Raw genomic sequence first — 26,288 nt, forward strand, 5'->3', positions numbered from 1 at the left:
GTCAAAGACCTAAAGTTACTCACCTCAGTTGGACTGAAGTGAGTAAAACAAGTTCATTAATCTTTTGGCGGCGCAGGAGCTAAAACTTCGCGGTTACCGTTGTGACCCGGTGCACTCACGATACCTTGCGCTTCGAGTTGCTCAACAATACGGGCGGCACGGTTGTAACCGATCTTAAATCGACGCTGTACGCCAGAAACAGAGCCTCGACGTGACTGAACTACGTGCTCAACGACTTGATCGAAGAGTGGATCCACATCTTCATCCGCTTCCATTTGCTCACCTGGCAATAAGCTTTCTGGACTTTGATCTCCGCTGATGATTTCTTCAATGTAGTTCGGTTTACCACGCGCTTTCCAGTTGTTTACAACCGCATGAACATCGTCATCTGATGCAAACGCACCATGAACACGGGTCGTATGGCTAGAGCCTGGTGGTAAGTACAACATGTCACCCATACCAAGCAGTGATTCTGCACCACCTTGGTCTAGAATCGTACGGGAGTCTGTTTTAGTCGATACCGTAAACGCAACACGAGTTGGAATATTCGCTTTAATCAGACCCGTGATAACATCCACCGATGGACGCTGAGTCGCAAGAATTAAATGAATACCTGCCGCACGCGCCTTTTGTGCCAAGCGTGCAATCAGTTCTTCTACCTTCTTACCCACCACCATCATCAGGTCAGCAAATTCATCGACAACAACAACGATGTACGGCAGTTTTTCTAACAATGGCGGTTCCGTATCCATACTGTCGCCTTCTTGCCAGAATGGATCATGAATTGGGTGACCTGCTTCTGCTGCCATCTTCAACTTCTCGTTAAAGCCTTTCACATTACGAACGCCCAATGCCGACATCAATTTATAACGACGTTCCATCTCACCCACACACCAACGTAGAGCGTTTGATGCGTCTTTCATATCAGTCACAACTTCAGAAAGAAGATGAGGGATACCTTCGTAAATAGAAAGCTCTAGCATTTTCGGGTCAATCATGATGAAGCGTACATCTTCTGGGCCAGCTTTATACAGCATGCTCAAAATCATCACGTTCACACCCACCGACTTACCAGAACCGGTTGTACCTGCTACTAGCACGTGAGGCATCTTCGCGAGATCAGCCACAACAGCTTCGCCCGCAATGTCTTGACCTAACACAACCGTTGTTGGTGACGTTGCTTGCTCAAACTGAGGACTACTGATTACATCAGATAAATAGACCGTCTGACGACTCATGTTTGGCAGTTCCAAACCGATGTAAGGCTTGCCAGGGATTACTTCTACAACACGTACAGCCATTGCAGACAATGCACGCGCTAAGTCAGTTGAAAGACCAGAAATACGGCTTACCTTTACCCCCGGCGCCAAATCAAGCTCGAAGCGAGTGATCACTGGACCAGGATAAATCCCCACCACGTCGGCTTTGATTTTGTAGTCCGCTAGCTTGCTCTCAACCAATCGAGCGACCTGCTCTAGCGCATCACGGTCGATAAAGTTTTCGCGTTTTTCTGGATGGTAAAGCAACTCGAGCGTTGGAAGTGGCTCTTCTGGAACAGGCAAGTTTTCTTCTTTCTGTACCAAAAATGGGTTCTGTGTCGCTGCTACTTTGGCTTGCGCACTAGAAACCATGTCTTGGAATGCCGCTACATCTTCGTCGCCGTCTTGAACCTCCGCTTTTTGAAGTGCAGGTTCAAATGTTGTTGAAGGTGTTGCCACTTGCTGATGAGGTGTTGTTGGAGCTGGCTGTACTTGTTGTACAGGCTGTGACTCCACTTCGTCTTCATCGTCTAACACGTCAAAATCAGAGATCGTAGGTTCAATGTGTTGACTCGATTCTGTTTGCTCCGTGATGCTATCTAGCGCAGCGGAATCAATTACAGGCTCTTCATGCACAGGATGCTCAATACTTGGCTGCTGTACTTGCTCTGCTTCAAATTGTTCGTACTCCGCATAATCTGGTTCAACACTGTTCGGTTCTTCTGTAGCTGTATGTTGCTCTACATAGGAAGAGTAAGTGTCTGCAAATGATGGGGCTACCTGTTCTTCAGTTCCCCAGTCATCTGCTTGTTGCGCTGCAGCTTCAAGCTCTTCTATCGTGACATTCAGCTGCTTGGTACGCTCCAGAAGCGGATCAACGTTATCAGTATTCACCGCATGGACAGGTTGCGTTTGGTGCTCAGGTTGAGCATAAACTGGCGCAGCATTAACCGTAGCCTTGCATTGTGGTGGCGTTGGTTCCACCATCATTTGTTCCGCTGGCTTCTCAGGTTTAGCTTGCGGCATATAAATAGGATACTCATGCGCAGGCGCCGATTCTTTCGGCTCATCGACATCGAACGCCGTTAAATGAGGAAGCGGCTCATCATCAATGTCATGGTCTACGTTATGTCTAGGCGTAGAGACTTTATCTTCCACGAACTCATCTAACTGAGGTTCTAAAACTTCTTGCTCAGAGCCTCTTATCTTATTTGCAAGCGCCGCAATTAGCGCTAATGCACGATCACCAAGCCACTCCACAATATTAAGCCATGAGATGCCAGTAAAGAGAGTAAAACCCGCTCCCCATAAGAACAGCAGTACCAATGTCGTGCCAAGTACATTCAATGTAGGTAAAGCTAGGCTAGACAACACGTCCCCGACGACACCACCGGACGAGAAATACCAAATATCATCAAAATTAATATCGGCTAGACCACAGCTAGTCATTATAAGGACGACAAGGCCGAGTAACCTTGTACCCCATAACATGAAATCAATTGGCTCATCTTCTCCTCGTTTACGGCAAATCACCCATGCAGCCGCAGCTAGCAAGAAAGGGATGGGATAAGCGAGAGAGCCAAATGTGAAGAATAGTGTGTCCGCAAGCCAAGCGCCGAAAAGGCCACCAGCATTATCGATCTCCCCTCCCCATGCGGTTTGGGACCAGGAAGGATCGGCCGGACTGAAGGTAAATAGTGCAACCGCAAGCAATACCGAGCTAAGAACGCCAACGATAAAGCAGCACTCTTTTAAGCGTTGGAAGCCATTTAAGCGTGAAGACTGGGGCTCTTCACTGGTTTTGATAATGGTTTCGACTTTCTTTGCGTTCTCTTTGAACATAAATCAACTTGAATATGGAAATGAAATAGGAAATTGCAAAACATTCCGAGCGGCATCAAGCCGCTCGGTAAATTGATTTAACCATATCAAAGAGAAAAACCCAATTACTCTCTGGCGAAAGCGGAAGCATATACCGCTTTCTTTGCAAGAAATTAACGAGTTTTGATCACAAGCTGGTTAGATTGTTTCACTTCTTCCATTACAACGTATGTGCGAGTGTCATTTACGCCAGGTAGACGTAGTAACGTATCGCCCAATAGTCGGCGGTAAGCACCCATATCTGATACACGGGTTTTAAGAAGATAGTCAAAGTCACCTGATACAAGATGACACTCTTGTATGTCGTCTAGCTTTTGAACAGCTGAGTTAAACTGCTCAAATACATCCGGCGCACCACGGTTTAATGTAATCTCAACGAATACTAATAGTGACGCATCCAGGAACTGCGGATTCAATAATGCAGTGTATCCTGTGATGTAACCCTGACGCTCTAAGCGACGTACACGCTCCAAACATGGCGTTGGAGAAAGTCCCACACGTTTTGAAAGCTCAACGTTTGAAATACGACCGTCTTTCTGCAGTTCATTAAGAATGTTGCGGTCGATACGGTCTAGTTCCTTGGACGGCTTTTTATAGTTGTCTGCCATTTTTTATTCCACCTTATTACTTCCTTGCAAAAAAATATACTACAACTTTTTAATATTTGGTGCCAAATTTTACAAATCTATAACTATACTAGTTATTAATTCGACAATAACACCCTACAAACAGTTAATACAACCATTATAGAAAGAGGATACAGGATGATCATTGGCGTACCTAAGGAAATCAAGAACCACGAATATCGTGTTGGTATGATCCCAGCAAGCGTGAGAGAACTCATCTCACATGGTCACCAAGTTTTAGTTGAGACCAATGCAGGTGCCGGCATTGGTTTTTCAGACGATGATTACATCGCTGTCGGCGCATCCATTCTCCCTCATGCTGCAGACGTATTCGCGCAAGCAGACATGATTGTAAAAGTAAAAGAACCCCAAGCAGTAGAGAGAGCAATGCTCCGCGAAGGGCAAATTTTATTTACTTATTTACACCTAGCACCAGATTTTCCACAAACTGATGAGCTAATCAAGAGCAAAGCTGTCTGTATAGCCTATGAGACTGTAACAGATAATATGGGTCGTTTGCCACTGTTAGCACCAATGTCAGAAGTGGCAGGTCGGATGTCTATCCAAGCTGGCGCGCAAACATTGGAAAAATCACACGGCGGTCGTGGTCTGCTACTAGGTGGCGTACCTGGTGTTGAGCCAGCGAAAGTCGTCATCGTTGGTGGTGGTGTTGTTGGTGCAAACGCAGCTCGTATGGCTGTTGGTCTTCGCGCTGACGTAACCATTCTAGACCGTAACGTAGATACACTTCGTAAGCTTGACGAAGAATTCCAAGGTCGCGCTAAAGTGGTTTATTCTACTGAAGACGCTATCGAGAAGCATGTTCTAGAAGCTGACCTTGTTATCGGTGCCGTTCTAATTCCTGGAGCAGCAGCGCCTAAGCTGGTAACAAAAGAGCACATTGCTAAGATGAAACCTGGTGCGGCAGTGGTTGACGTGGCTATTGACCAAGGTGGCTGTTTCGAGACATCTCACGCAACAACCCACGCAGATCCAACTTACATCGTTGATGAAGTGGTTCACTACTGCGTAGCAAATATGCCTGGTGCGGTTGCACGTACTTCAACTTTCGCATTGAACAATGCAACACTCCCTTACATTGTGAAACTCGCAAACAAAGGCTACCGTGAGGCACTTCTAGAAGACAAAGGCTTCCTTGAAGGTCTAAACGTTATTCACGGGAAAGTAACATGTAAAGAAGTAGCAGAAAGCTTTGACTTGGAATACGTTGAACCAACTCAAGCTATCGCTATGTTCAATTAATGACAAAATAAAACACAATTTGTCACGTTTTGTTTACAAAAGCCCACGCATAAGTGGGCTTTTTCATATAGAGCGTTTAGCTATAAAAAATAACTAATTCTTATATGCGCAAATTAAAATATTTCTAGGTGTAACTGATTTAGGGCAAAACTCTGACAATCTAACACGATAACCACGTTCTTCAAGATAAAGTGCTTTGTCCAATGCGAGCCAGATCTCCAATGGACGTTGAAAAACCAGTTGCACTAAGCTCATTCTCTCCATTTGCCAGAAGCGTTGTTCGCTTAACTTTTCAAAATGATCGAAATCGATTTCTTGAGAAAGAACGATACCTTTCTGCTCCGCCGCCCAGCGACACAAAGATTCAAAGCCTTCACTTAATTGCGACTTACGAATACTGGGGACAGGTTGATATTCTGCCATGCCTAACGCTCGTCGAGTAATCAAATCGAAGCCAAGACGAAACACCATTTCCTGCTGACGATGGCGACGTACACGCTCCCCCCCTGTCACCGTTTGCTGTAACGGGATACGCAGTTCTTGCTTAGACAATGAGAGAGAAGAAACCCTCCCCGGTTTCGACATCGGCTGGTATTGTTCCGACTGAATCAAGTGATAACAACAAGGTGAGATGGTCATCGCAGCAATCCCATTCTCACTGCCGTACTGCATTAGACGAACATGGAGGTCACCACACGCATGCAGTGCCACCGCGTGTTGCGTTGGCTTGAATACCGCTTTTGCTTTGCTATCAAACGCGTCACCTTGAATAAACGTCATTTTCCAATGGTGTTCATTCGCAGCTTGTTGCCCTGAATCACACAGTGCTTGTTGATATTCGAAACTGGTCACAGGCTGATCGGTTTGTGTTGCTAGGATTCGTCCTAAATAACCTTTCCCTGAACACCACTCTAACCATTCTTCGCCACAGTGTTGTTGAATTGCAGCTTCACCCATCGAGCTGATTTGCTCCAGCTTACGTCCGGGAATGCCGTTGTCTAAACCACGAGCGAGTGCCAAACCATTTAAGGTTAAAGACTCTAAACGCGTGTGATAAGCGAGTTGTTCGAGTTGAGGCACGAACGCGCTTATCGCTTTTAAGGCGAGTTCAGGTTCCGCTTTATACTCTTCGATTTGAGAGGGAGAAAGAGACACTAACCACTGGCACAACTGAGGGTGTTGCTCTTGCCAAGGTAATGAGGTGTGAATGCTACTTTTAAATGGTTCAAACCGCCATAGCGATTCGTTTTCCAATAAGCAGTCATTAATAAATTGAAATTGCGTTTTCATAACTCCCCCTACAACGAGCGCATTGTAGAGGGAATCGAAACATCAATGAAGTGTTATCTCACCGGGAGCTCGATGTCTTTAAACATCTCTTCGATTTCTGCATTAGATTTCAACGAAATCGCCTGCTCTACCACTGGGCGAGTTAAATGAGGAGCAAAGCGTTCCATAAAATCGAACATGTATGAGCGCAGGAATGTGCCGCGACGGAAGCCAATACTTGTCGTACTAGCCCCGAATAAATGGCTCGCATCTATTGCGACTAAATCGCTGTCCTGCTCTTCATCCACAGCCATGCTCGCAATCACACCAACACCAATACCCATGCGAACATACGTTTTAATAACGTCCGCATCAGTTGCAGTGAACACCACTCTCGGGGTTAAACCCTCACGATTAAATGCGGTATCTAACTCTGAACGGCCCGTAAAACCAAACACATAAGTGACCAATGGATAAGCGGCAAGATCGCTGATCGTTACTTTGTCTTTCTTCGCTAATGGATGATCTTTAGGCACGACAATTGAACGGTTCCAATGATAACAAGGCAGCATGATGGCATCTTGATATAAGTGAAGCGCTTCTGTCGCAATCGCAAAGTTCGCCGTACCTTTGGCAATCGCCTCAGACATTTGTGACGGCGTACCTTGATGCATGTGTAATGACACTTTTGGGTAGCGAGAAGTGAAACCTTTGATGACATCCGGCAAAGCATAACGCGCTTGCGTATGTGTCGTAGTGATATTCAGCGTCCCCATTTCTGGGTGGGTGTGCTCCCCTGCTACAGCTTTGATACTTTCTACGCGAGCCAGAATTTCTTGAGAGATGCGTACAATTTCTTCACCAGCAGGTGTCACCTGTGTTAAGTGCTTACCGCTACGTTCAAAAATCTGAATGCCTAACTCATCTTCCAGCAACCGAACCTGCTTACTGATACCTGGCTGAGAGGTATACAAGCTTTCTGCCGTCGCGGATACATTCAGATTATGGTTTACAACCTCAACAATATACTTCAGCTGCTGCAGTTTCATCGTAATCCCTTACTTGTTCATGAGATAATTTATTGGCCACTCGGACGAGCGATATAATAATTAGTTATAACGCGTTCAAATCGAAATGAACAGTAATTTCTAACTTATACCTCAATCACATACTGATAATCCTCAACATAGAAACAATATGCACAAAGTTGAGCCAATAAATGACTGAAGTTCTATGATGTGACTTCTATCAGTAGCTAAAACGTGGGAGAGACAAAATAATCAAACAAATAGGGTGCCGAGTAAGATAAGATTCATGTATTCTTTAACGCTAGCCGTAGAAAAGTAAAGCAGACGCAAAGATATGAATATTGGTTTAATAATCGCTTTGGTAGCCATCCTACTGGTGTTGATCCTAGGCTATAACATTATGTTGCAGTATAAGGTCAAGGTAGAGACTGCGAAAAGACAGGAGTCCGCACGCTATGTTGCCTTGATTGATGGCACTGAAGAGTTGATTGGTCATGCGCACCATATCCCTTTTAGCAAGGAGCTGTTGCTATGTCTAAACAATCGTATTCTTGACGCGCTAGAAAGCATGCATGAGCTTGACCCGAAGAATAAGCAGCTTGCTCAACGTATCGAAAACATGAAGCAACAGATTGAGCAACTGAAAGAGAATGGTCCCACTGGCGAGAGTACCACGTTCAAAATGCCGAGCAGTGATAAACAAGCCATCGTCATGCTTAAGTTGGTGAAACGCCTCCGCGATACTATCCGTAACGAACACAATAAAGGCCGTATCGACACCCAGACTTACGTCGCTGAAAATGCGCGTTTAGAAACGATGCAGATTCGTATCAACATCGAAAACGTCATTAAAAGAGCAAACGACTCAATCGCTCGAGGTCAACCTGGTACAGCACTTCAACTGCTACGCAAAGGTATCGATGCATTGAGTACAAAGAGCGATCCCTACTCTATTCAAGCGAAACAGAAGCTTGAAGACATGTTGGGCGACCTAGATAAAAAACGCCAAGATAAAAGTGATGCTGAAATGCAGCAGATCGCCGATAAAGAGCGCGACAATGACATGGAAGCACTCTTCGGCGAGAAGAAAAAGTGGTAACATTCACTTAAGGTCAATAAAGGCTGCAATCGCAGCCTTTTTTCTATCCGTAAGATAGCGGATATGCCCAATTAGAATGTGAAGTACTAAAACTAAAATGATGAATCTAGACGCCTATCAAGATCTTCTTGCTCCCATTAACCAATTTCTGCAATGCAGCACACCTGATGAATGGGTAGAGGAAGCAAAGAAACCAGAAAACCTTCAAACCATTTTATTAGACCACCTAATGTGTGAGCTAAAAGCTGGCCAATCTGCGATGTTTTTAATTCGTAAGTATGCCGTTGACCAATCCAGTTCACATGCTCTGCTTGACTGGTTTAAACCCTATGAAGATTTTGCTTATCGCAATGTAGGCTCACTAGAAACTTTAAAAGGTAAGAGCAATATTTCCAAAGCGATCATGGCTAAGTCAAACTCACCGTACAGCCAAGATTTGATCGATAAAATGGTGCTTTTGATTAAAGAGGAGTTACACCACTTTTATCAAGTTTTAGAGATCATGGAAAGTCGTGGAATTGAGTATAAAAATATTCCAGCAAGTCGCTATGCTAAAGGGCTCATTTCGCAAATGAAGACTCATGAACCGGAAACGCTGATCGATAAGCTCATCATTGGTGCGTACATCGAAGCCCGATCTTGTGAGCGTTTTGCCAAACTAGCACCACATATGGATGACGATATCGCAAAATTCTACGTTTCTTTACTGCGCTCAGAAGCACGCCACTATCAAGATTATCTTGTATTAGCAGAGCAAATCGCGGGCAAAGACATCAGCGAACGCATAGCCTATTTTGGCCGAGTTGAGGCGGATTTAATTTCTACGCCAGATATAGATTTTAAGTTCCATAGTGGTATTCCAGCCTAGCGAGCATATTCTCCCAAGATTGAGCATGCTCTGAACTTATTTATATAGGCAGAGAATAAATAAGCCGGACATTTCGTCCGGCTTATTTTTTGTAGCAATGAGGTTAGGAATAAAGCTGAAACAAAATAACTAGAGCTGGAATGAACCCATTCGAGTTTTCAAGTTGTGCGCTAGGCTACTGATCTGCTGGCAAGCTACAGCCGTTTGCGAAGCTCCCTCAGCCATCTCTGTTGAAGCACTATTAATATGCTCCACACTTCGATTCAGTTCTTCGGATACTGAATTCTGCTCACTGCACGCCGTTGCAATTTGTGTGCTCATTTGCGCTATGTTATCGACAGAATGTTCAATTTCTTTTATCTGGCTATCAGCGTCATTGACTTGCTCAACACACTGAGAAATGCCCTCCTGACAATCACGGCTTGAATGCCCTATTTTGCTGCTGCTCTCTTGTAGTTGATTAACAATTTCCACAATTTGTGAAGTGGAGTCTTGAGTGCGTTGCGCCAGAGAACGAACCTCATCTGCCACAACAGCAAACCCACGTCCTTGTTCACCGGCCCGAGCAGCTTCAATTGCGGCGTTCAGTGCTAACAAGTTTGTTTGCTCCGCAATCCCGCGGATCACATCTACGACCACATTGATATTGTTTGAGCTAGATTCAAGCTCACGTGCCAGTTCATCTGACTCTTGGATCGTATGTGATACACGCTCAATTACTGCGATAGTTTGTTGTAACGTCGCCGTTCCTTGCTTTGCCACTTCCGTTGCCGAGTAAGCAGAGGTCGCGCCAACTTCGGTATTTTGTGCCACTTCACTTACAGCAGCTTGCATTTCTGTCATCGCAGAAGCCACCGAGCTAAGTTCAATTTGTTGATTTTGCATACCAGAAGCGGTCTGAGAAGAAATAGCACTCACTTCCTCTACTGCTGCCGTTAGCTGAATCGTTGAGTCATTAATCTCAGAAACCAGCGAATGTAAGTTTGTTTGCATACCGACAAGCTCTTTGAGCAACGTTCCTAACTCGTCTTTGCTCAATTCACTTTCGTCGATTTGATTATTCAATTGACCCTTGGCGATTTTAGAAGCGAATTCCAATGCTCGATCAACAGGCCCGCAAATGACTCGAGAAAGCAACATGGCAGACATCACCATGACCAATGCGACGACAAGCGCACCAACAGCAGCGCTGTATTGTGTAAATGCCGCTTCATTTTGTACTTCTTCGCCAATCAAATTCACCAACTCATCGTTCAACGCGAGGGTATCATCCAAGCTGCTCAACGCTTTTGAGTAAGTATCGAAACTCGATAAAATCACATCATTTGCACTTTCAGCATCACCTTGGCTTAGCAGTGCGTTGTAAGTCTTCGTTTCCTTGATGTATTGATTCCAAGTTTCTTTAAAAACGTTAAAAGACTGCGTTTCACGCTGATTAAGGTCGAGCTTTTCGTATTCTGCAATACCAGCCTGCACGTCAGAACGCCATTGGTCGAGGCCTTTTAACCACTCACCAATTTTGGGATGATTTGCGTTTGGCAATAAAGAGAACTCATCTTTGCGCACTTTAGTAATATCAACTTGGATACCTTTCAAAATCGCAACAGAAGGTAAGCTTTTATCCGTTAGCACTGAGATGTCTTTATTCAGTGTTAACAAACCTTGTACCAACATTACTGACACTAAACCAAACACGGCAAAAACGGTTAAATAACTAACCGATATTTTCTTTACGACACTTAAGTCTTTAATACGCATGCACTTTCTCCCTGCAGCCTTTCCAAACCTCTCACTTAAGTGAAAGCTTAACCTCTAAAACACACTGTTTTTTGCGCTCGATATCATTGAGCGCTCTTATATACATCGGCCTGAGAGATCAAATCTTGATCAGTAATTGATATTTTTATCACGTGCTATTTTAGAGATAGGCTCGCATGCTCCGTATTGTGTCTACATTTTTTTATGAGCGCTTCCCGGCGCAACTCTAAGATCTCATCGATGAGTTTTTCTTTAGCGTTGATGCCAAAGTGCTGGGCATAATTTTTGACTTTTTCAATCTCATTAGGCTGTAAGCGGTATACCTCTTTCTTTAAACGAGCTTCTGCTTCGCTTCTAATCAAACCTTGGTCTTGTAGTAATTTAATTATGGTTTCATCGATTGGATTTACTGCTCTAGCCATGGTGCTCCATCTATCAATTTAAGTTCTAGCCATGTGGCTGGATGAATGACGCCGCACAACTTATAGAGCTAAGATGACAACTTGATTGCAGTGAGTACGATTCGGTAACCATCGCTATTATTTACAACCGCTTAAGCAACCATTAACTCTCTACCCCGACTCCTCACCATTGAATAAAGATCACATTCTGATAACAATTTTTAGTACTGGCTTCGATGTCATCCATATTTAACGTGCAAGTAATATTTATAAACAAGAATGATTGCTCTAGTTCAAATGATGGAAAAATGAGATGAAATTATCGCAGTGGGGTCTTTTATTAAGTGGCTTGGTGGCATTGCCAAGCATTGCAGATACAGATGTTTATCTAACCAATAACTCTGATCAGCCTTTAAGTATTCAAGTAAAGCACGAAGGCAGTGATTTACTTCAATACGGAGAAGAGTGGCAGCAACATGTACAAGTACTTGGTCCGTGGGAAACCAAACCTGTATTGAGCTTCAATCGTTGGGAAGGCGTGAAATCCAACCAAACTTACCGTTTTGAAACTGTGGTTTCTAGCCCTAAAGGTGAAAGCATAACACTCAATCAGGTCATGGAAGGTCATTGGTATAATTCAACCATTGAATATGGCTTATCGGCGGCCGATGTAGATTTATCTCTTAAAGATGATCGTAATATTCATCGTGCCAACACTAACGCTTTTGGCATCCGAGAAACCGAACTGGCATTTAAGTCAGACAGTACCGCTCGATACGACGATCTTTATTACACCATCACACCAAGCAAAGTAAATGAATCTGTCGATAACGAAGAACAAAACCTTAAGTTGATGACATACAACATCTGGGCTCTTACGGCTATTGCATCGCACATCGGTGATCGTTACGAACTGATTCCTCAATACGTCAAAGGTTATGATGTATTAGCGCTGCAAGAAGTGTTTGCAAGCGGTCGTGAAGCATTCCTACGTGAGTTAGCTAAGGAATATCCGTACCAAACTAAGATGTTAGATAAAGAAGGCGTTAATATTCATGATGGTGGGGTGATCATTGTCAGTCGCTATCCTATCGTGAATGAAGCGCAATATGTCTTCCCCGACTGCTCTGGCACAGACTGCTTTGCCGACAAAGGCGTGAATTATGCAGAAATTATTAAAGGTGGTCAGGCTTACCATGTGTTTGCTACCCATACCGCATCTTTCGATACAGACACCGCTCGCGAGTATCGTCAGCGCCAGTTCAAACAAATCCGCGCACTCGCTAAATCTCTCAACATTCCTTCAAGCGAAACTGTGGTATACAGCGGCGACTTTAACGTAAACAAAAGAAAGTTCCCTGGTGACTACCAACAAATGATCGCTAACTTAAGCGCCATAGAGCCTCAGTATTCTGGATACACGGAGTCAACCTTTGATCCCCGTATCAATAACTTCGCAGGTGAAGCGTTATCAGGCGGCGAAAACGTGGAATACCTTGACTATGTCATGGTGAGTAGCGAATACGGTGTGAAATCATTCAATGACAACCGTGTGGACGTGCCGCGTACAACTTCAGAAAGTTTATGGAAACACTACAACCTTTCTGACCATTTCCCAGTTAGCGCAACAATCAAGCCATGAAGAAAATCGCGTTGATAATCATGTCCGCCATTATGGCGGGCATGATATTTTTAACTTTCAGTCAAGATGGGCAGCAAGAAGCAGCCGTGTCCGCTTCTGCTCCAAAGACAAAAAATAAGAACGTCCCCAGTACATCACTAAAAACAAGCAATATCGCTCCCAGTGCAGACGCTTCACCACAGACCGCAGAGCTCCCTTCTGCGACTCAAATAACGACTGAGAGACTAACTCTGCTCAAAGGGAGAGAACTCGTCGCAGAGCTTGAATCATTTTGGCATGAGTGCATGTCGAACCGCGACTGTGAGGAACAGTTAGCCTTGCTCGAGCCTTATTTATCTTCAGCACGATTTCAACTTTTGGCGAGCTACCATCAACTCAACAGTCAATGGCAAGAAAGTGTGGGTAATTTGTTGTTTGATGAGCAACAACCACTAGCCTCACGTATTGCACAACTTAAAGCCGAGGCAAGAGGTATTTGGGGCGAGTTGGCTGATGTTATTTTCGCGGATGAGTTCGCCCTATACGATTTCAATTTAGAGGCCCAACAGCTCAACACGCAAAGTCCAGAAAGCTTTTTGCAAGCTTTCGAGCAACTCATCATAGACTGGCAAGAAAATGCAGAGGCTATCGGGCTTACAAACGACCAAGCAAAATATGAGCGTGCAGTCGCCCTGATACCCAATAGCATGAGCTTTCCAGATCGCCAAACCATCATCGCAGAGCTGCAAAAAACTTACTTAACGAAGGACGAAAGCGAAGAGATTCACGATCGTCAGCAACAAATTGCCGAGCAAAAAGAGCAAGTCAGAGATTACCAACAAGCATTACAACAACTTGAGTCCAGACTCAGAAAAGAGAGAGCCACCAGCCATGCTGGTTTATCAGATCCGGAATGGCAAAGCTATTACCAACAAGAAGTAGCGGATTTTCGTCGCGAGTTCTTTTCTTCTTAAACGTCAGCTTTCATTGATGGGAATTGAAAGTCCAAAAGGCACGTTACGAATAAACAGCCGTGCCTTTTATTCAGAACCCTGCTTTTTAATTCAGAACAAATTCAAACCAAATACATCTTTCACATCAAATAGCACTTGTTCAGTTTTCTCACGAGAACGCTGACTGCCTTGTTTTAAAATATCAATCAGCTGTGCTTTATCATTCAAATACATAGTGCGCTTTTCTCGAATAGGTCGAAGCATCTCTTGTAGGCATTCTTCTAACACTTTCTTGGTCAAACCATCACCTAACCCACCGCGTCGATAATGCTCTTTTAGCTGTTCGACGTAATCTTTATCAGGGTGAAAGGCATCGAGGTAGGTAAATACGATATTACCTTCGACTTGGCCAGGGTCCTCAATTTTCAGGTGATTGGGGTCGGTATACATAGATTTCACCGCCGCAGAAATCTCCTTTTCAGACGCCCCTAGGTTGATTGCATTCCCCATGCTTTTAGACATCTTATTTTTGCCATCAGTACTCGGCAAACGAGGTGCATCACTAAGTAATGGACGGCATTCTCTAAGAACCTCTTTTCCACCCAGGTGGTTTATTTTTCTTACGATTTCATTAGTTTGCTCCAACATCGGCAGTTGGTCATCACCTACCGGAACCAACGTCGCGTGGAACCCCGTAATATCGGCAGCTTGAGAAATTGGATACGTTAAAAAGCCAGCAGGAATAGAGCGTTCAAAGCCTTTACTCTGTATCTCATTTTTAACCGTGGGATTACGCTCTAAACGCGCAATAGAGACAAGATTGCTGTAATACATCGTTAACTCAGCTAACGCTGGTATTTGAGACTGCAACGTGATCGTGGTTTGTGTGGGGTCGATACCAACAGCCAAATAATCTGCAACGACATTGAGAATATTAGAGGATACCTTTGATGGGTTATGCGCGTTATCCGTCAAACCTTGCATATCTGCGACTAAGATCGTTTGCTCATAATCCGTTTGCAATTTGACTCGTTGTTGCAATGAACCGACATAGTGCCCGAGGTGTAACGGACCTGTCGCTCGATCACCGGTCAGGATAATTTCATGCTGTGATGTACTTTGAATGGTGTTCATATTTATCTCCAAGTATTTAATAGATCGCTACTGGAGATAAAAAGATCAAACACTCTTAGCTACCATCCAGCAGCGTAAGAATGTGAGTATTCCGTGCCGCTCTATTTAGAGCGCCACCAAAAGAAGGTTGTTGATGAAGGGCTAACATGTATTTTCATGTTTTCAAACTAACAGTACATCGAACTGAACTCAATCTGTTTTTGTATTGAATTAGCGTAAGTATTCAAAGAGCCTACAGAAACGATTACATTGGTAAAGACATCGCAATGACTAAAGCTGCACCAAACACCGAACCTGAGACAAATGCACAAAGTACGGTTTTGTTGTGTTTCCTTTTCATCGATGAACTCCTATCCATAACCACAATGACCAACCCTTTTATTTAATACGCATGTGGATGCATCACGATAAGTAGTAAACCAACATATCGCGCATAGAACCAGTGCAGCTTTGTTAAACTGGGACCTCGTCCATAACTTGGAATGCAAATGGTTCTGGAACCAACAAAAGAGGAAAATTTCATCACTTTTCTGTCCTGTCTCCCAGAGTTTATGGCTTAATAGACAGCAGGAATATTTTTCTTTTGCTGCGGGTACTTACATGGAAGCTGTTCTACATCAGTTGCAATTCTCTTTGTCGATAACCGGCCCTATCTGCTTGATGTTAATACTTGGCGTGGTGTTCAAACGCATTGGACTGATCAACGATAATTTTATCGAAGTGGGCTCTAAACTGGTGTTTCAAGTTACGCTACCTGCGATGTTATTTGTCAGTATTGTGGCTTCAGAACACGATTTTTCCGCGGCGAGTGGCTTTGTCAATTTCGGCGTCATCGCTAGCATTTCGTTTTTCATTTTCACCTACCTTTCGGTCAAGCTTCTGTTCAAAGCATCGCCTGACCAAGGTGTTCTTATCCAAGGTGGGTTTCGAGCAAACACAGGTATTATTGGCATCGCTTACGTTGCCAATGCGTATGGTTCTCAAGGTGTGGCGTTAGCAGCGCTTTATGTCGCGGTCACCACGTTTCTTTATAACGTCCAAGCGGTTATTTGCTTATCTCCCAAGGGCGCAACTTCTGTCCCACAAGCCGCAAAAATGATGGGCCGAACACTGACGAGGAATCCACTGATAATCTCAATCGTCCTAGGGATGGCTTTCTATTTGCTCTCTATTCCAGTACCGAATGTTGTTATTGATGCAGGGGACTACTTGTCCAAAATGACATTACCTTTAGCGCTGTTGTGTACGGGCGGCTCACTCGATTTTAGCTTGATGAGAAAAGAGAAAGGTCCATCTTGGTTTGCAAGCAGTTACAAGCTGATCGTGGCACCCGTAATGATCACTATTGGTGCTTACTTAGTAGGTTTTCGAGGAATTGAGTTAGGTATTCTTTTCTTTATGAACGCTTCCCCAGTGGCAGCAGCCAGTTATGTCATGGCACGTTCTATGGGAGGCAATGCCACATTAGCCGCAAATATCATCGCACTCACTACGGTACTTTCTACCATCACGTGTACGTTGGGCATTCTATTTCTTAAGTTTTACGACTTAATATAATTGATCACCGATAAAGTAAAGGCGCGTTAGATAGCATTAAGATAAGCTACTGGTCGTGATTTGCAAAAGTGAGCTTTCTTACCAAACGAAAAAACTCACTCGCTTCTGATTCAGACAAACAAGCAAAAAATTCTTTCTGTAAGTTCGTCATGATTTGATGCACTTGCTTTAAAGCGTTTGCCCCCTCTTTTGTCATGCTGAGCATTTTGAGACGCTGATTCGATTTACTTTTAGAAACTTGAACAAACCCTCGCTTTTCCAAATTATCCACCATTCGCTTTGCTACACTTCGCTCAGTTCGAACCGCGTCAGCCAACGCTTGCTGACTCATGGGTTGAAACTCTTCCAAAGCGGCCAGTGCACTTGCCATCTCGAGTGTCATTAAATTTTGCCGAGAGAGCTCAGCTTGAGCACGGTTGCGATACATTCGCTGCATCACACCGCAGACAAACATAGGGCTTTGATCCAAAACGGAAATTGGGGAGATTTTCTGATCTTTCATCGTCGTTTGTTCTTCTTTAGGCTTTCATTCGGTCGGAGGAGTAAGCAGATTCTGCATAAGGCAAAACGCTCCCCCTTCAAGTTTGTGTCAAAGACGGTAACCACCAAGTGAAAACATAAAATAAAGAGCGCCGAAGCGCCCTTTTATCGTGTTTATTATCACCAGTATAACTCAGTTACAGCAACCAAGTCTTACTCGCTTTGCTGAGCTGGTTTAGGATTAGTCTCAGACAACTCTGCCTCCGATTCTTTTCTCGCACGTCGATCAAACAATCGCTCAACCACCACAAAGAAGATTGGCACAAAGAATATACCTAAGATTGTCGCACTGATCATGCCACCAAGTACACCAGTACCTACCGCATTTTGACCTGCTGAGCCCACGCCAGAGCTGATAGCAAGCGGTACTACACCTAGACCAAAGGCAAGCGATGTCATAATAATAGGGCGCAGACGAACACGAACGGCATGCAGGGTAGCTTCGATAAGGCCAGCGCCTTTCTCGTAGTAATCTTTCGCAAACTCAACAATCAGAATGGCGTTTTTAGTTGCCAAGCCGACCGTCGTTAATAAGCTCACCTGGAAGAATACATCGTTGTCCATACTTCGCGTCATTACCGCGAGCACAGCACCAAGCACACCAAGAGGCACAACTAACACCACGGCGAAAGGTACTGACCAACTTTCATACAAAGCGGCGAGAACTAAGAATACGACGAGGATAGACAGCGCATATAACATTGGCGCTTGGTTTCCGGAAAGGCGCTCTTCATACGAAATACCATTCCAGTTCACCGTAAAGCCTTCTGGTAATTTTTCTACCATTGCTTCAATTTCTGCCATGGCTTCACCAGTACTGACGCCAGGAGCTGCGCCGCCTTGGATATTCATCGCTGGCAAACCATCAAAACGCTGCAAAAGAGGTGAACCATACGTCCACTCTCCGCTCGCAAAGGCAGAGAAAGGCACCATCTCACCTTTTGAGTTACGCACGTACCACGAATCGAAGTCTTTTGGCTGCATACGGTATTCCGCATCACTTTGCATCATGACTTTTTTCACTCGACCGCGATCAATATAGTCGTTAATGTACGCTCCGCCCCATGCCGCTGACAGGATTTGGTTGACGTCATTAATGCTAACATCCAGAGCACGCAGTTTAACGTGGTCAATGTTCACTTTGTACATTGGCGCATCTGCTTGGCCGTTCGGACGAACACCGACAAGTTTCGGGTTTTGTGCAGCCATGCCAAGCAGTTGACCTTGCGCAGCGACTAATGCGTCGTGACCTTTGTTCAACGAATCTTGAAGATAGAAATCAAAGCCTGTCGAGTTACCCAATTCTTGAATCGCAGGAGGTGCAAATGCAAACACCAGTGCTTCTTTGATGGTTGAGAAGTACCCCATCGCTCGACCAGTAATGGAAGCTGCATCAGCACCCGGCGCTTCACGCTCTGACCAATCTTTCAGACCAATAAAGGCCATCCCCATGTTTTGGCCTTGGCCTGCAAAACTAAAGCCCGCAACGGAGAAGACGGATTTCACGTTGTCTTTCTCATCCACAAGGTAAAAGTCGCGCATTTTCTCAAGTGTTTTTTCCGTCTGCTCTTGCGTTGAGTTAGGCGGCAAAATGGCCATTGAGAATACCGTGCCTTGGTCTTCATCCGGCAAGAATGACGTCGGAAGGTTCATAAACAGCCAGCCCGCACCTGCACTCATTGCCAAGAATACAACCAACATACGACCTGTGCGCTTGAGGAGTTTAGCAACGCCGGTTTCATAGCCAGCTGTCATCGCATCAAACTTGCGGTTAAACCAGCCAAAGAAGCCTTTCTTTTCTAGAAGCTCAGCATCGCCTTTTTTCAGTAATGTTGCACATAATGCTGGAGTCAGAATTATCGCTACCAAAACTGAAAGTGTCATCGCCGCCACAATCGTTATCGAGAACTGACGGTAAATAACCCCTGTAGAACCAGACATAAACGCCATAGGGACGAATACCGCAGAAAGCGTCAGACCCACACCAATCAGGGCACCAGTAATCTGCCCCATCGATTTTTTGGTCGCTTCTTTTGGCTCTAACCCATCCTCATGCATCACACGCTCGACGTTTTCCACCACAACGATGGCATCGTCCACTAGCAAACCGATAGCCAGAACCATCGCGAACATGGTTAACGTGTTTACGCTAAATCCAGTCGCGTACAAAATAGCGAAGGTGCCGAGCAGTACGACAGGCACTGCGATCGTTGGAATGATCGTCGCACGGAAGTTCTGCAAGAACAGGTACATGATTAAGAACACAAGAAGAATGGCTTCTAATAGCGTTTTAACCACTTCTTGAATCGAGGCTTTGACGAATGGCGTTGTTTCAAATGGGTAAGCAATCTGCAACCCTTCTGGGAACGTAGCACTCAGTTGTTCTAAACGCTCTTTCACCGCATTAGCTGTCTCAAGCGCGTTTGCGCCAGTACCTAATGAAATACCTAACCCCGATGCTGGGAAGCCATTATATTGGCCTCGAATATCGTAACTTTCTGCACCACGTTCAACACGAGCTACATCTTTCAAATAAACATTCGAACCACTGGCATCAGACTTAAGAATGATGTTTTGGAACTCTTCCACACTGCTCAAACGACTTGCAGACGAAATCGTTGCATTCAACAGCTGACCTTCCTGCGCAGGTGCTGCACCAAGTTGACCTGAAGAAACTTGCGCGTTCTGTTCACTGATAGCATTTGCTACATCGATTGCGGTCAAGTTGAACTGCGTAAGCTTAAATGGATCCAGCCAAACTCGCATCGCATACTGCGCACCAAACGCCTGTACTTGTCCTACGCCAGTTACACGACTTATCGGGTCTTGAATATTCGTTACAACAAAGTCGCCGATATCGTTTTCTGTAAAGTCAGGATCTTCAGAATAAACTGCCACCACCATGAGAAACGCCGTGTTGGATTTATTCACGACGATACCTTGGTTTTGTACTTCCATCGGCAATGATGTCAATGCCAATTGCAGCTTGTTCTGCACCTGTACTTGCGCGATATCAGGATCAGCTTCGCTATCAAACGTCAGGGTAATTGTCGCATTACCGAATGCATCACTGCTCGATGATAGGTAGCGAAGATAATCTAATCCCGTCATATTTTGCTCGATAACCTGCGTTACCGAGTCTTCAACGGTTTTCGCTGATGCACCTGGATAACGAGCACTGATGGTGATCGTTGTCGGTGAAATCGTTGGGTATTGCGAGACGGGTAAATTGAATAATGACATTACCCCCGCCAACATCGTGAGAATTGCGAGAACCCAAGCAAATACCGGACGATCGATAAAAAATCGTGCCATGATTACTCCTGTTCACCGTTTTGGATAGTTACAGGGCTGCCTGGACCTACCTTTTGTAACCCAGCAGTGATGACTTTATCGCCCGCTTCCAAACCATCAATAATGCGCCATTGACTATTGATCGCTTCGGCTGTCTTCACTGGTCTCGCTTCCACTTTGTTCTCACCATTCACCATCATCACTGTTGCTTTGCCTGTCGCATCGCGAGAAACGGTATTTTGTGGTATCAGAATCGCGTCAGGGTCAACACCAGTAATAACCGTCGCACGAACAAACATTCCTGGTAGCAACAAACCGTCAGGGTTTGGGAATTCAGCACGAAGCGTCACGCTACCCGTGCTTTCGTTCACATTGACCTCGGTAAATTTCATCGTGCCTTTATGTTCGTACGTGCTGCCATCTTCAAGCATCAATGTAACTTGCGCAGAATCATCCTCTTGCATATGACCTTGGGAAAGAGCCGCTTTTAAACGCAGCAGTTGCGCGGATGATTGCACAATATCAACGTTGATAGGATCAAGCTGCTGAATGGTCGCTAATTTGGCTGCTTGGTTAGCCGTAACCAACGCACCCGCCGTCACACTCGATTTACCGATCACACCGCTAATCGGAGCTTTCACTTGCGTGTAATCTAAATTGATTTTTGCCGTATTGATCTTAGCTTTTGCGACTAGGACCTGTGCTTGCGCTTCCTTGTATGCTGCTTCTGCTTCATCCAAATCTTGTTGGCTGATGGACTTTTTGGTGATCAAGGTTCTGTAACGCTTCACTGTGGCATGGGTCGATTCTGCCGCTGCTTGAGCTCGGATTAATTCCGCTTCAGCGCTCAGCAAATCCGCTTGAAATGATGAATCATCAATTTGATATAGGGACTGTCCTTGTTCAACAAGGCCGCCTTCAACAAAATTTCGCTCTGAAATAATGCCTGTAACTTGCGGACGAACTTCCGCTTCTTTGAATGCACGGCTACGACCTGGCAACTCGACAGTTAACGTTTGGCGAGTTGGTTCCACCGTTAACACTTCAACTTCGGTTGCGGGCGCAGGACCACTACCTTGGCTCGATCCTTCTTCGCTAGGTTGACATCCAACCACAAAAAGGCTCGACGCAATCAGCAGAGATAGCGTGGTTTTACGTCTCATGAATTTTTCTCTCTTTTACCTACAAGCCTTCAAGATTCCTTGCTAAAAACTTCTAGAATGACTTAATGATGACTAACGGATGTATATCCAGAACAAATTACTTAGGATGATAATTACCCAGTGTTGTACATACAACAAAATTTACAGTTCTATACGCTTACGAAAAACGTTTATGGTAAAGGTGTAATGAAGTTCTCAAATTTGAAGATTTTGGGTTGGAAATCACACTTTCCTGTGAGCAATTGCAATGGTTAAAAAGCAGCAAAAGTGATGATAAAAGCATCATCACGCTGTACAGAGTTTGTCACCGCTGTCTAGGATTATTTGCACTTCTGGTATACAAAGTTAAGTAAAAGAGGGATGTAAATATAGTCGAGCCTTCACAAGTCAGGTTCGACCCTTATCTAAAAAATAACCCGCTAAGAAGCGGGTTATTTCGTCAGTGAGACTGCAGTTATCAAGCTTATACTTTGAACTGACTAACCTGATGATCTAAACGCTGGGTTTGCTCTGATAACATGGCTAAAGATGCTTGCGCTTGGTTGACGATTTCCACAATAGATGTACTGCTATCTGCAATGCCTTGTACGTTGCTATTTACTTCGTCACTTACCGTACTTTGCTGGCTTGCAGCCGTTGCAATGTGTGTGTTCATCTCGTTCATACGTGAAATCGCGTTTAAGATTTCAGAAAGGGATTGACTCGCTCTCCCTGCCGATTGAATTGTTTCATCACTGCTATTTTGGCTACCACGCATCACTTCTACGGCTTGTCCCGCACCAGATTGTAGCTTTTCAATCATGGTTTGGATTTCACCCGTGCTCTGTTGTGTGCGACTGGCTAACGAGCGGACCTCATCTGCGACAACAGCAAAGCCTCGCCCTTGTTCTCCTGCACGAGCCGCTTCAATCGCTGCGTTAAGCGCCAATAAGTTCGTTTGCTCTGCGATACCACGAATGACATCCAATACAGAAGCAATGTTACTCACATCATGATCCAATGTGTTAATGACGTGGCTTGCACTTTCGATTTCACTTGCGAGGCTACGAATTGAGCTAACGGTTTGATCCAAAATAACATTGGTATTGGTAAGTTCATCATTCGCAGTCTGGCTTGCAACCGCAGCTTCGTTGGCGCTATCGCTGACATTTCTGCTGGTGACTTGCATCTCATGCACTGCCGCTGCTACCGCCTCGCTGTCTTTTTGCTGTGAAACGGTCGAGTTCGCGATGGTCGTGGTCAACGAGCTAAGATTTTCCATCTCATTACGCAAGGTATTCGAACTTTCAATTACTTGAGAAACTGTCGCTTGGATTTTAGACACAAACTGATTAAACGCGTTCGCTAAATTGCCAATTTCGTCTTGTGTTTTCACATCGATTCGCTGGCTTAAATCACCTTCACCAGAAGCAATTTCTGTCATCGCATTTTTGATATCGTTGATAGGATTCACGACGGTTTGCAACAACAAAAACGCCATCGCAATAGCGGCCAGAATAACAATCACAATGCCCGCTTCAAGAATTACCTGAGCTCTTGTTGCGGCTGCTGAGATTTCATCTTTCAATAGGCTTTGTTTTTCTTCTATCGCATCTTTCACAACATTAAGTTGCGCTCTTACCTCGATAAACTGATTTTCAAAGGTGTGTTTGTGTTCGTTGTAGTAACCAAGCCATTGTGATTGAGGTAAACGCAACATCGCTTCATAACTCGCCAACCATTTTTCACCTAGGGAGACAAGCTTTCTCACTTCATTACCGTGTGAAGAAGACATCACGCCAGCTTGCGATAGCTCAATCATTTTCTCCATACGAGGCAGCGCTTTGTATGCGTTGTCTTTGTATTCACCGATGTGGTGGTCAATATCGGTTTGAGTATCAGAAAGAGCAACACCTTGGATTGCAGATGTCGCTTGGTAAAGATCGCGGTAAGCATCCTCAATCGTTAATAAGTTCGGCACTATCTGTTCGTTAAGTGTTTCACTCAACTCAGATTGTTTCCAACTTGTCATAACGTTTAATACAGAGCTCACAATAAACAATCCAATAATCAGTGACAGCGGAATCACTATCTTCTGCTTGATCGTTAAGTTCTGGAACATGAATAGACTCTCTTTAATTATGGTATACAAACTGCCAGAAATTATATCAAACAAATAGAGTATCCCATTAGGTAAAAGACTCTATTAAACATGCTATCTGATGACTTTTTGACAAGCGTTCTAATTTCAACAATTAATTGATTTTGTGGAAAATTTAATAAGGAACGCTCATCACAACATGCGAATAAAAACGCACTACCTGTACGGAAAATGTGTAACAAAAGATGAATTAAAAGGAGGCTTTTTTGAAGGACTTGCCGACTCAATGAGTAATTGAGAATCAACACGATATACAGCTCTGGGATTGAACTTGTCGCGTAATACGAAAAAGCCCCAGCATTTCTGCTAGGGCTCAAATGTGGCGGTGAGTGAGAGATTCGAACTCTCGATTGCAAGCTACCAAGTTTAAATTACTAAATATCAATGACTTAATATTACAGGCATAGACGTTTATGTACCACTTTTTTGTACCACTTTATGTAGGCAGTCGACCAAATACGTATAACTCTGTGCTCAAATCACTTTTGAACGTCTGCTATCACTCTCTCGTACTCAACAGGAATAAACTTACAGTTTGAAAGTGTAATCATCGCCTTGTTGACGATGGTACATTTCAGATCTCCATCTCTACCTTTTTTGCAGTATGCGTTTAGTTCTGGATATTTTTCTTTAACTTTCCGCTCAAGAGCGTGACCATTCATTCTTAGATAATCCCTGTCTGTATATAGTTTTACTCCTGATGTATAGGCTAGAACTGCATCTTTATTACTATCTCTTCCGAGTACCTTAGATATCAATCTATCTATACTAACTTGTAAAAGCTGGTCATTTTCAATAAATTCATGCCAGTTGACTTCTGAGCCACATATATCAGACATAGTATAATTTTTATCCACATGAAGGAGTAAGATTATACAAACAGGATCTAACGTTATATTTTCAATAGAGTAAGCATAATCTTCAGCTAATATGGAGATACCCTTTTTAGGTCTATTCTTTAGGTCCCAATCAATAATACCTCTAACGGTTTTACTGTCGTTATTAAGAAGTGCCTCAACTTGACCTAATACCTGTACACAGTTGCCAATTCCATTAATTGACTTGGTAAACTCACTGAGCAGGTTCTCATCAGTAACTTTGAGTATTTGCTTCGCCTTATCCATTAATTGCTGACTTGGCATTTTTGGACCTGAACTAACAAAGCTCAATGATATTTTAGGGTCAATCAACTTTGAGGAGTTCATTAATTTATAGTAGATACTTTGATATACATCTGCATCATACTGACTCTCAACGAAAACTTGACGTCTATTATCTGGACTAATTGATATTTGTGTTACACCATCTAAAAGCTCAGCTATCCCTTCATCTTTTTCAATGAGTTTAATATTATTATTTTCAACTAGAAACACGCTATCTTTTGGTGATAAAGCTACAGTAGTTGGTGAATGCGTACTAATAATAACTGTAGAACCAAAACTTTTGCTAAAGGACTCTAACGCTTGATACATTTTCACAACCATTTTAGGGTGTAGGAAAGCATCAGGCTCATCGATAAGCAAAACCTTAGGTGCCTTTGTAAACTCCACCTCGTAGTACTGAGTATTAAACAAAGTTAGTGCTAACCATAGCAGTGTTTTTTCACCTGATGAAAGCTGCTGAACTGATAGAACAGAGTCTTTTCCGTCTTCTGTATTGATCAAACTAGCTTGAAAAGAGTAACTTTTTGAATTTTCGTCAGGGGCATTAAACTTAAATTTACCATCAAAAGTTTCGTCAAGTATTTTATTTATTACAATCCATGGTTTGTCCCCAAATTTATCTATAAACTCAACATCTGAAAAGAACTTAACATCTTCATTTTCAACTGTATTCAGCCATTTATTGTACTTATTTAGGTGCTGCCTCTGGATGTACTGATTAAAGATAGTCGATATATTCTGAACGCCAAGGATATTGTTAGAAGGTTCTTCATAATTTAGTATTATATCGTCATGACTAAGCTCCGAAGCAGGTTTGTCCATTTTCTTTGATATTGCAGAACAAAGGTTGTAAAGCTGCTCATAATTTAAAGTACTACCTTCATTTCTTCGGTCATGTGCTTGAGATTTACCTCTATCAAAAGGAAGATCGAAGTCATGCTTAACACTATTATAAAAGCTCAAAGCAGCTGTAAGTCGATTTTGACTATTTGAATGATTATAAACATTTCCAAGGTTTGGATTAAGAGCTGATTGTTTTATATACGAAACACTAGCATTATCTAAGAGTGACCCATCAATGGATATTTGAGTAGACCCATTACTAACACTTTCAATAAATCTAGTTTTTCCTGAACCGTTTCTTCCTGTTAAAACCATAATTCTCGCATCCAAGCGCAGGGGCTTCTCAAGCAAAAAACCGTTAAAGTCTTTTGTTCCTGTGAGCTGAACATCTAATCCAAGTTCCATTGTCGATCCCCTAATTTAGCCAA

Annotated in this window: 18 protein-coding genes; 6 read left to right on the plus strand and 12 right to left on the minus strand. The window is 43.7% G+C overall.

Features of this window, described 5'->3' with window-relative positions:
• Nucleotides 1-56: 56 nt before the first annotated feature.
• Nucleotides 57-3,101 (minus strand): DNA translocase FtsK, encoded by a 3,045-nt coding sequence (locus tag VEA_RS11650; protein ID WP_012841961.1) that lies wholly within the window; start codon nt 3,099-3,101, stop codon nt 57-59.
• 152 nt (nt 3,102-3,253) lie between these two features.
• Nucleotides 3,254-3,748 (minus strand): leucine-responsive transcriptional regulator Lrp, encoded by a 495-nt coding sequence (gene lrp / locus VEA_RS11655; RefSeq protein ID WP_005378234.1) that lies wholly within the window; start codon nt 3,746-3,748, stop codon nt 3,254-3,256.
• Nucleotides 3,749-3,904: 156 nt separating this feature from the next.
• Here lrp and ald point away from each other — a divergent pair, with 156 nt between their 5' ends.
• Nucleotides 3,905-5,029 carry an alanine dehydrogenase gene (ald, locus tag VEA_RS11660; protein WP_005378241.1) on the plus strand — a complete coding sequence of 375 codons (1,125 nt, stop codon included), beginning with the start codon at nt 3,905-3,907 and terminating at the stop codon, nt 5,027-5,029.
• Between the two features lie 93 nt (nt 5,030-5,122).
• Here ald and VEA_RS11665 read toward each other — a convergent pair whose 3' ends face one another.
• Both VEA_RS11665 and cysB read right to left on the minus strand, forming a co-directional pair.
• Complete coding sequence (locus tag VEA_RS11665; protein ID WP_006742884.1) at nt 5,123-6,319, minus strand: methyltransferase; 1,197 nt, start codon at nt 6,317-6,319, stop codon at nt 5,123-5,125.
• Nucleotides 6,320-6,372: 53 nt separating this feature from the next.
• The gene (gene cysB / locus VEA_RS11670; RefSeq protein WP_006742885.1) at nt 6,373-7,347 is read right to left on the minus strand and encodes an HTH-type transcriptional regulator CysB; all 975 of its coding nucleotides are present in this window, start codon (nt 7,345-7,347) and stop codon (nt 6,373-6,375) included.
• Nucleotides 7,348-7,660: 313 nt separating this feature from the next.
• On the opposite strand from cysB, the gene VEA_RS11675 reads away from it, so the two are divergent.
• Nucleotides 7,661-8,425, plus strand: coding sequence for a hypothetical protein (locus VEA_RS11675; protein ID WP_006742886.1), 765 nt, complete (start codon nt 7,661-7,663; stop codon nt 8,423-8,425).
• 97 nt (nt 8,426-8,522) lie between these two features.
• Nucleotides 8,523-9,293 carry a tRNA isopentenyl-2-thiomethyl-A-37 hydroxylase MiaE gene (gene miaE / locus VEA_RS11680; RefSeq protein ID WP_006742887.1) on the plus strand — a complete coding sequence of 257 codons (771 nt, stop codon included), beginning with the start codon at nt 8,523-8,525 and terminating at the stop codon, nt 9,291-9,293.
• A gap of 129 nt (nt 9,294-9,422) precedes the next feature.
• On the opposite strand, the gene VEA_RS11685 is transcribed toward miaE, so the two are convergent.
• Nucleotides 9,423-11,051 (minus strand): methyl-accepting chemotaxis protein, encoded by a 1,629-nt coding sequence (locus tag VEA_RS11685; protein ID WP_005390805.1) that lies wholly within the window; start codon nt 11,049-11,051, stop codon nt 9,423-9,425.
• A 155-nt stretch (nt 11,052-11,206) separates the two neighbouring features.
• Complete coding sequence (locus tag VEA_RS11690) at nt 11,207-11,473, minus strand: hypothetical protein (protein ID WP_012841963.1); 267 nt, start codon at nt 11,471-11,473, stop codon at nt 11,207-11,209.
• Between the two features lie 292 nt (nt 11,474-11,765).
• Here VEA_RS11690 and VEA_RS11695 point away from each other — a divergent pair, with 292 nt between their 5' ends.
• Together VEA_RS11695 and VEA_RS11700 are read left to right on the plus strand one after the other, a co-directional pair.
• The gene (locus tag VEA_RS11695; RefSeq protein WP_006742888.1) at nt 11,766-13,094 is read left to right on the plus strand and encodes a sphingomyelin phosphodiesterase; all 1,329 of its coding nucleotides are present in this window, start codon (nt 11,766-11,768) and stop codon (nt 13,092-13,094) included.
• Nucleotides 13,091-14,047 (plus strand): hypothetical protein, encoded by a 957-nt coding sequence (locus tag VEA_RS11700; protein ID WP_006742889.1) that lies wholly within the window; start codon nt 13,091-13,093, stop codon nt 14,045-14,047. The genes VEA_RS11695 and VEA_RS11700 overlap by 4 nt, the downstream gene beginning before the upstream one ends.
• A 90-nt stretch (nt 14,048-14,137) precedes the next feature.
• On the opposite strand, the gene trpS is transcribed toward VEA_RS11700, so the two are convergent.
• Nucleotides 14,138-15,160 (minus strand): tryptophan--tRNA ligase, encoded by a 1,023-nt coding sequence (trpS, locus tag VEA_RS11705; protein ID WP_006742890.1) that lies wholly within the window; start codon nt 15,158-15,160, stop codon nt 14,138-14,140.
• 600 nt (nt 15,161-15,760) lie between these two features.
• Between trpS and VEA_RS11710 the strand changes: the two genes are divergently transcribed.
• Nucleotides 15,761-16,717 carry an AEC family transporter gene (locus VEA_RS11710; protein ID WP_012841966.1) on the plus strand — a complete coding sequence of 319 codons (957 nt, stop codon included), beginning with the start codon at nt 15,761-15,763 and terminating at the stop codon, nt 16,715-16,717.
• A gap of 46 nt (nt 16,718-16,763) precedes the next feature.
• Here the strand turns inward: VEA_RS11710 and VEA_RS11715 are convergent, their stop codons facing one another.
• From VEA_RS11715 to VEA_RS11735, 5 genes are all read right to left on the minus strand, one after another.
• On the minus strand, nt 16,764-17,219 hold the full coding sequence (locus VEA_RS11715) for a MarR family winged helix-turn-helix transcriptional regulator (RefSeq protein ID WP_012841967.1): 456 nt from the start codon (nt 17,217-17,219) through the stop codon (nt 16,764-16,766).
• Nucleotides 17,220-17,410: 191 nt separating this feature from the next.
• The gene (locus VEA_RS11720; protein WP_012841968.1) at nt 17,411-20,572 is read right to left on the minus strand and encodes an efflux RND transporter permease subunit; all 3,162 of its coding nucleotides are present in this window, start codon (nt 20,570-20,572) and stop codon (nt 17,411-17,413) included.
• Nucleotides 20,573-20,574: 2 nt separating this feature from the next.
• Complete coding sequence (locus VEA_RS11725) at nt 20,575-21,714, minus strand: efflux RND transporter periplasmic adaptor subunit (RefSeq protein WP_006742894.1); 1,140 nt, start codon at nt 21,712-21,714, stop codon at nt 20,575-20,577.
• Between the two features lie 463 nt (nt 21,715-22,177).
• Nucleotides 22,178-23,815, minus strand: coding sequence for a methyl-accepting chemotaxis protein (locus VEA_RS11730; protein WP_006742895.1), 1,638 nt, complete (start codon nt 23,813-23,815; stop codon nt 22,178-22,180).
• A gap of 518 nt (nt 23,816-24,333) precedes the next feature.
• Nucleotides 24,334-26,265, minus strand: coding sequence for an ATP-binding protein (locus VEA_RS11735; protein ID WP_006742896.1), 1,932 nt, complete (start codon nt 26,263-26,265; stop codon nt 24,334-24,336).
• Nucleotides 26,266-26,288: the final 23 nt, after the last annotated feature.

Origin of the sequence: Vibrio antiquarius, assembly GCF_000024825.1 — a bacterium.
Taxonomy (GTDB): domain Bacteria; phylum Pseudomonadota; class Gammaproteobacteria; order Enterobacterales; family Vibrionaceae; genus Vibrio; species Vibrio diabolicus.

Coding starts and splice junctions, on each gene's coding strand:
- VEA_RS11730 (WP_006742895.1), bottom strand. CDS start 23,815: ATGTTCCAGAACTTAACGATCAAGCAGAAGATAGTGATTCCGCTGTCA.
- VEA_RS11690 (WP_012841963.1), bottom strand. CDS start 11,473: ATGGCTAGAGCAGTAAATCCAATCGATGAAACCATAATTAAATTACTA.
- VEA_RS11720 (WP_012841968.1), bottom strand. CDS start 20,572: ATGGCACGATTTTTTATCGATCGTCCGGTATTTGCTTGGGTTCTCGCA.
- VEA_RS11675 (WP_006742886.1), top strand. CDS start 7,661: ATGAATATTGGTTTAATAATCGCTTTGGTAGCCATCCTACTGGTGTTG.
- VEA_RS11725 (WP_006742894.1), bottom strand. CDS start 21,714: ATGAGACGTAAAACCACGCTATCTCTGCTGATTGCGTCGAGCCTTTTT.
- lrp (WP_005378234.1), bottom strand. CDS start 3,748: ATGGCAGACAACTATAAAAAGCCGTCCAAGGAACTAGACCGTATCGAC.
- VEA_RS11735 (WP_006742896.1), bottom strand. CDS start 26,265: ATGGAACTTGGATTAGATGTTCAGCTCACAGGAACAAAAGACTTTAAC.
- cysB (WP_006742885.1), bottom strand. CDS start 7,347: ATGAAACTGCAGCAGCTGAAGTATATTGTTGAGGTTGTAAACCATAAT.
- VEA_RS11685 (WP_005390805.1), bottom strand. CDS start 11,051: ATGCGTATTAAAGACTTAAGTGTCGTAAAGAAAATATCGGTTAGTTAT.
- trpS (WP_006742890.1), bottom strand. CDS start 15,160: ATGAACACCATTCAAAGTACATCACAGCATGAAATTATCCTGACCGGT.
- miaE (WP_006742887.1), top strand. CDS start 8,523: ATGATGAATCTAGACGCCTATCAAGATCTTCTTGCTCCCATTAACCAA.
- VEA_RS11715 (WP_012841967.1), bottom strand. CDS start 17,219: ATGAAAGATCAGAAAATCTCCCCAATTTCCGTTTTGGATCAAAGCCCT.
- VEA_RS11710 (WP_012841966.1), top strand. CDS start 15,761: ATGGAAGCTGTTCTACATCAGTTGCAATTCTCTTTGTCGATAACCGGC.
- VEA_RS11695 (WP_006742888.1), top strand. CDS start 11,766: ATGAAATTATCGCAGTGGGGTCTTTTATTAAGTGGCTTGGTGGCATTG.
- VEA_RS11700 (WP_006742889.1), top strand. CDS start 13,091: ATGAAGAAAATCGCGTTGATAATCATGTCCGCCATTATGGCGGGCATG.
- VEA_RS11665 (WP_006742884.1), bottom strand. CDS start 6,319: ATGAAAACGCAATTTCAATTTATTAATGACTGCTTATTGGAAAACGAA.
- VEA_RS11650 (WP_012841961.1), bottom strand. CDS start 3,101: ATGTTCAAAGAGAACGCAAAGAAAGTCGAAACCATTATCAAAACCAGT.
- ald (WP_005378241.1), top strand. CDS start 3,905: ATGATCATTGGCGTACCTAAGGAAATCAAGAACCACGAATATCGTGTT.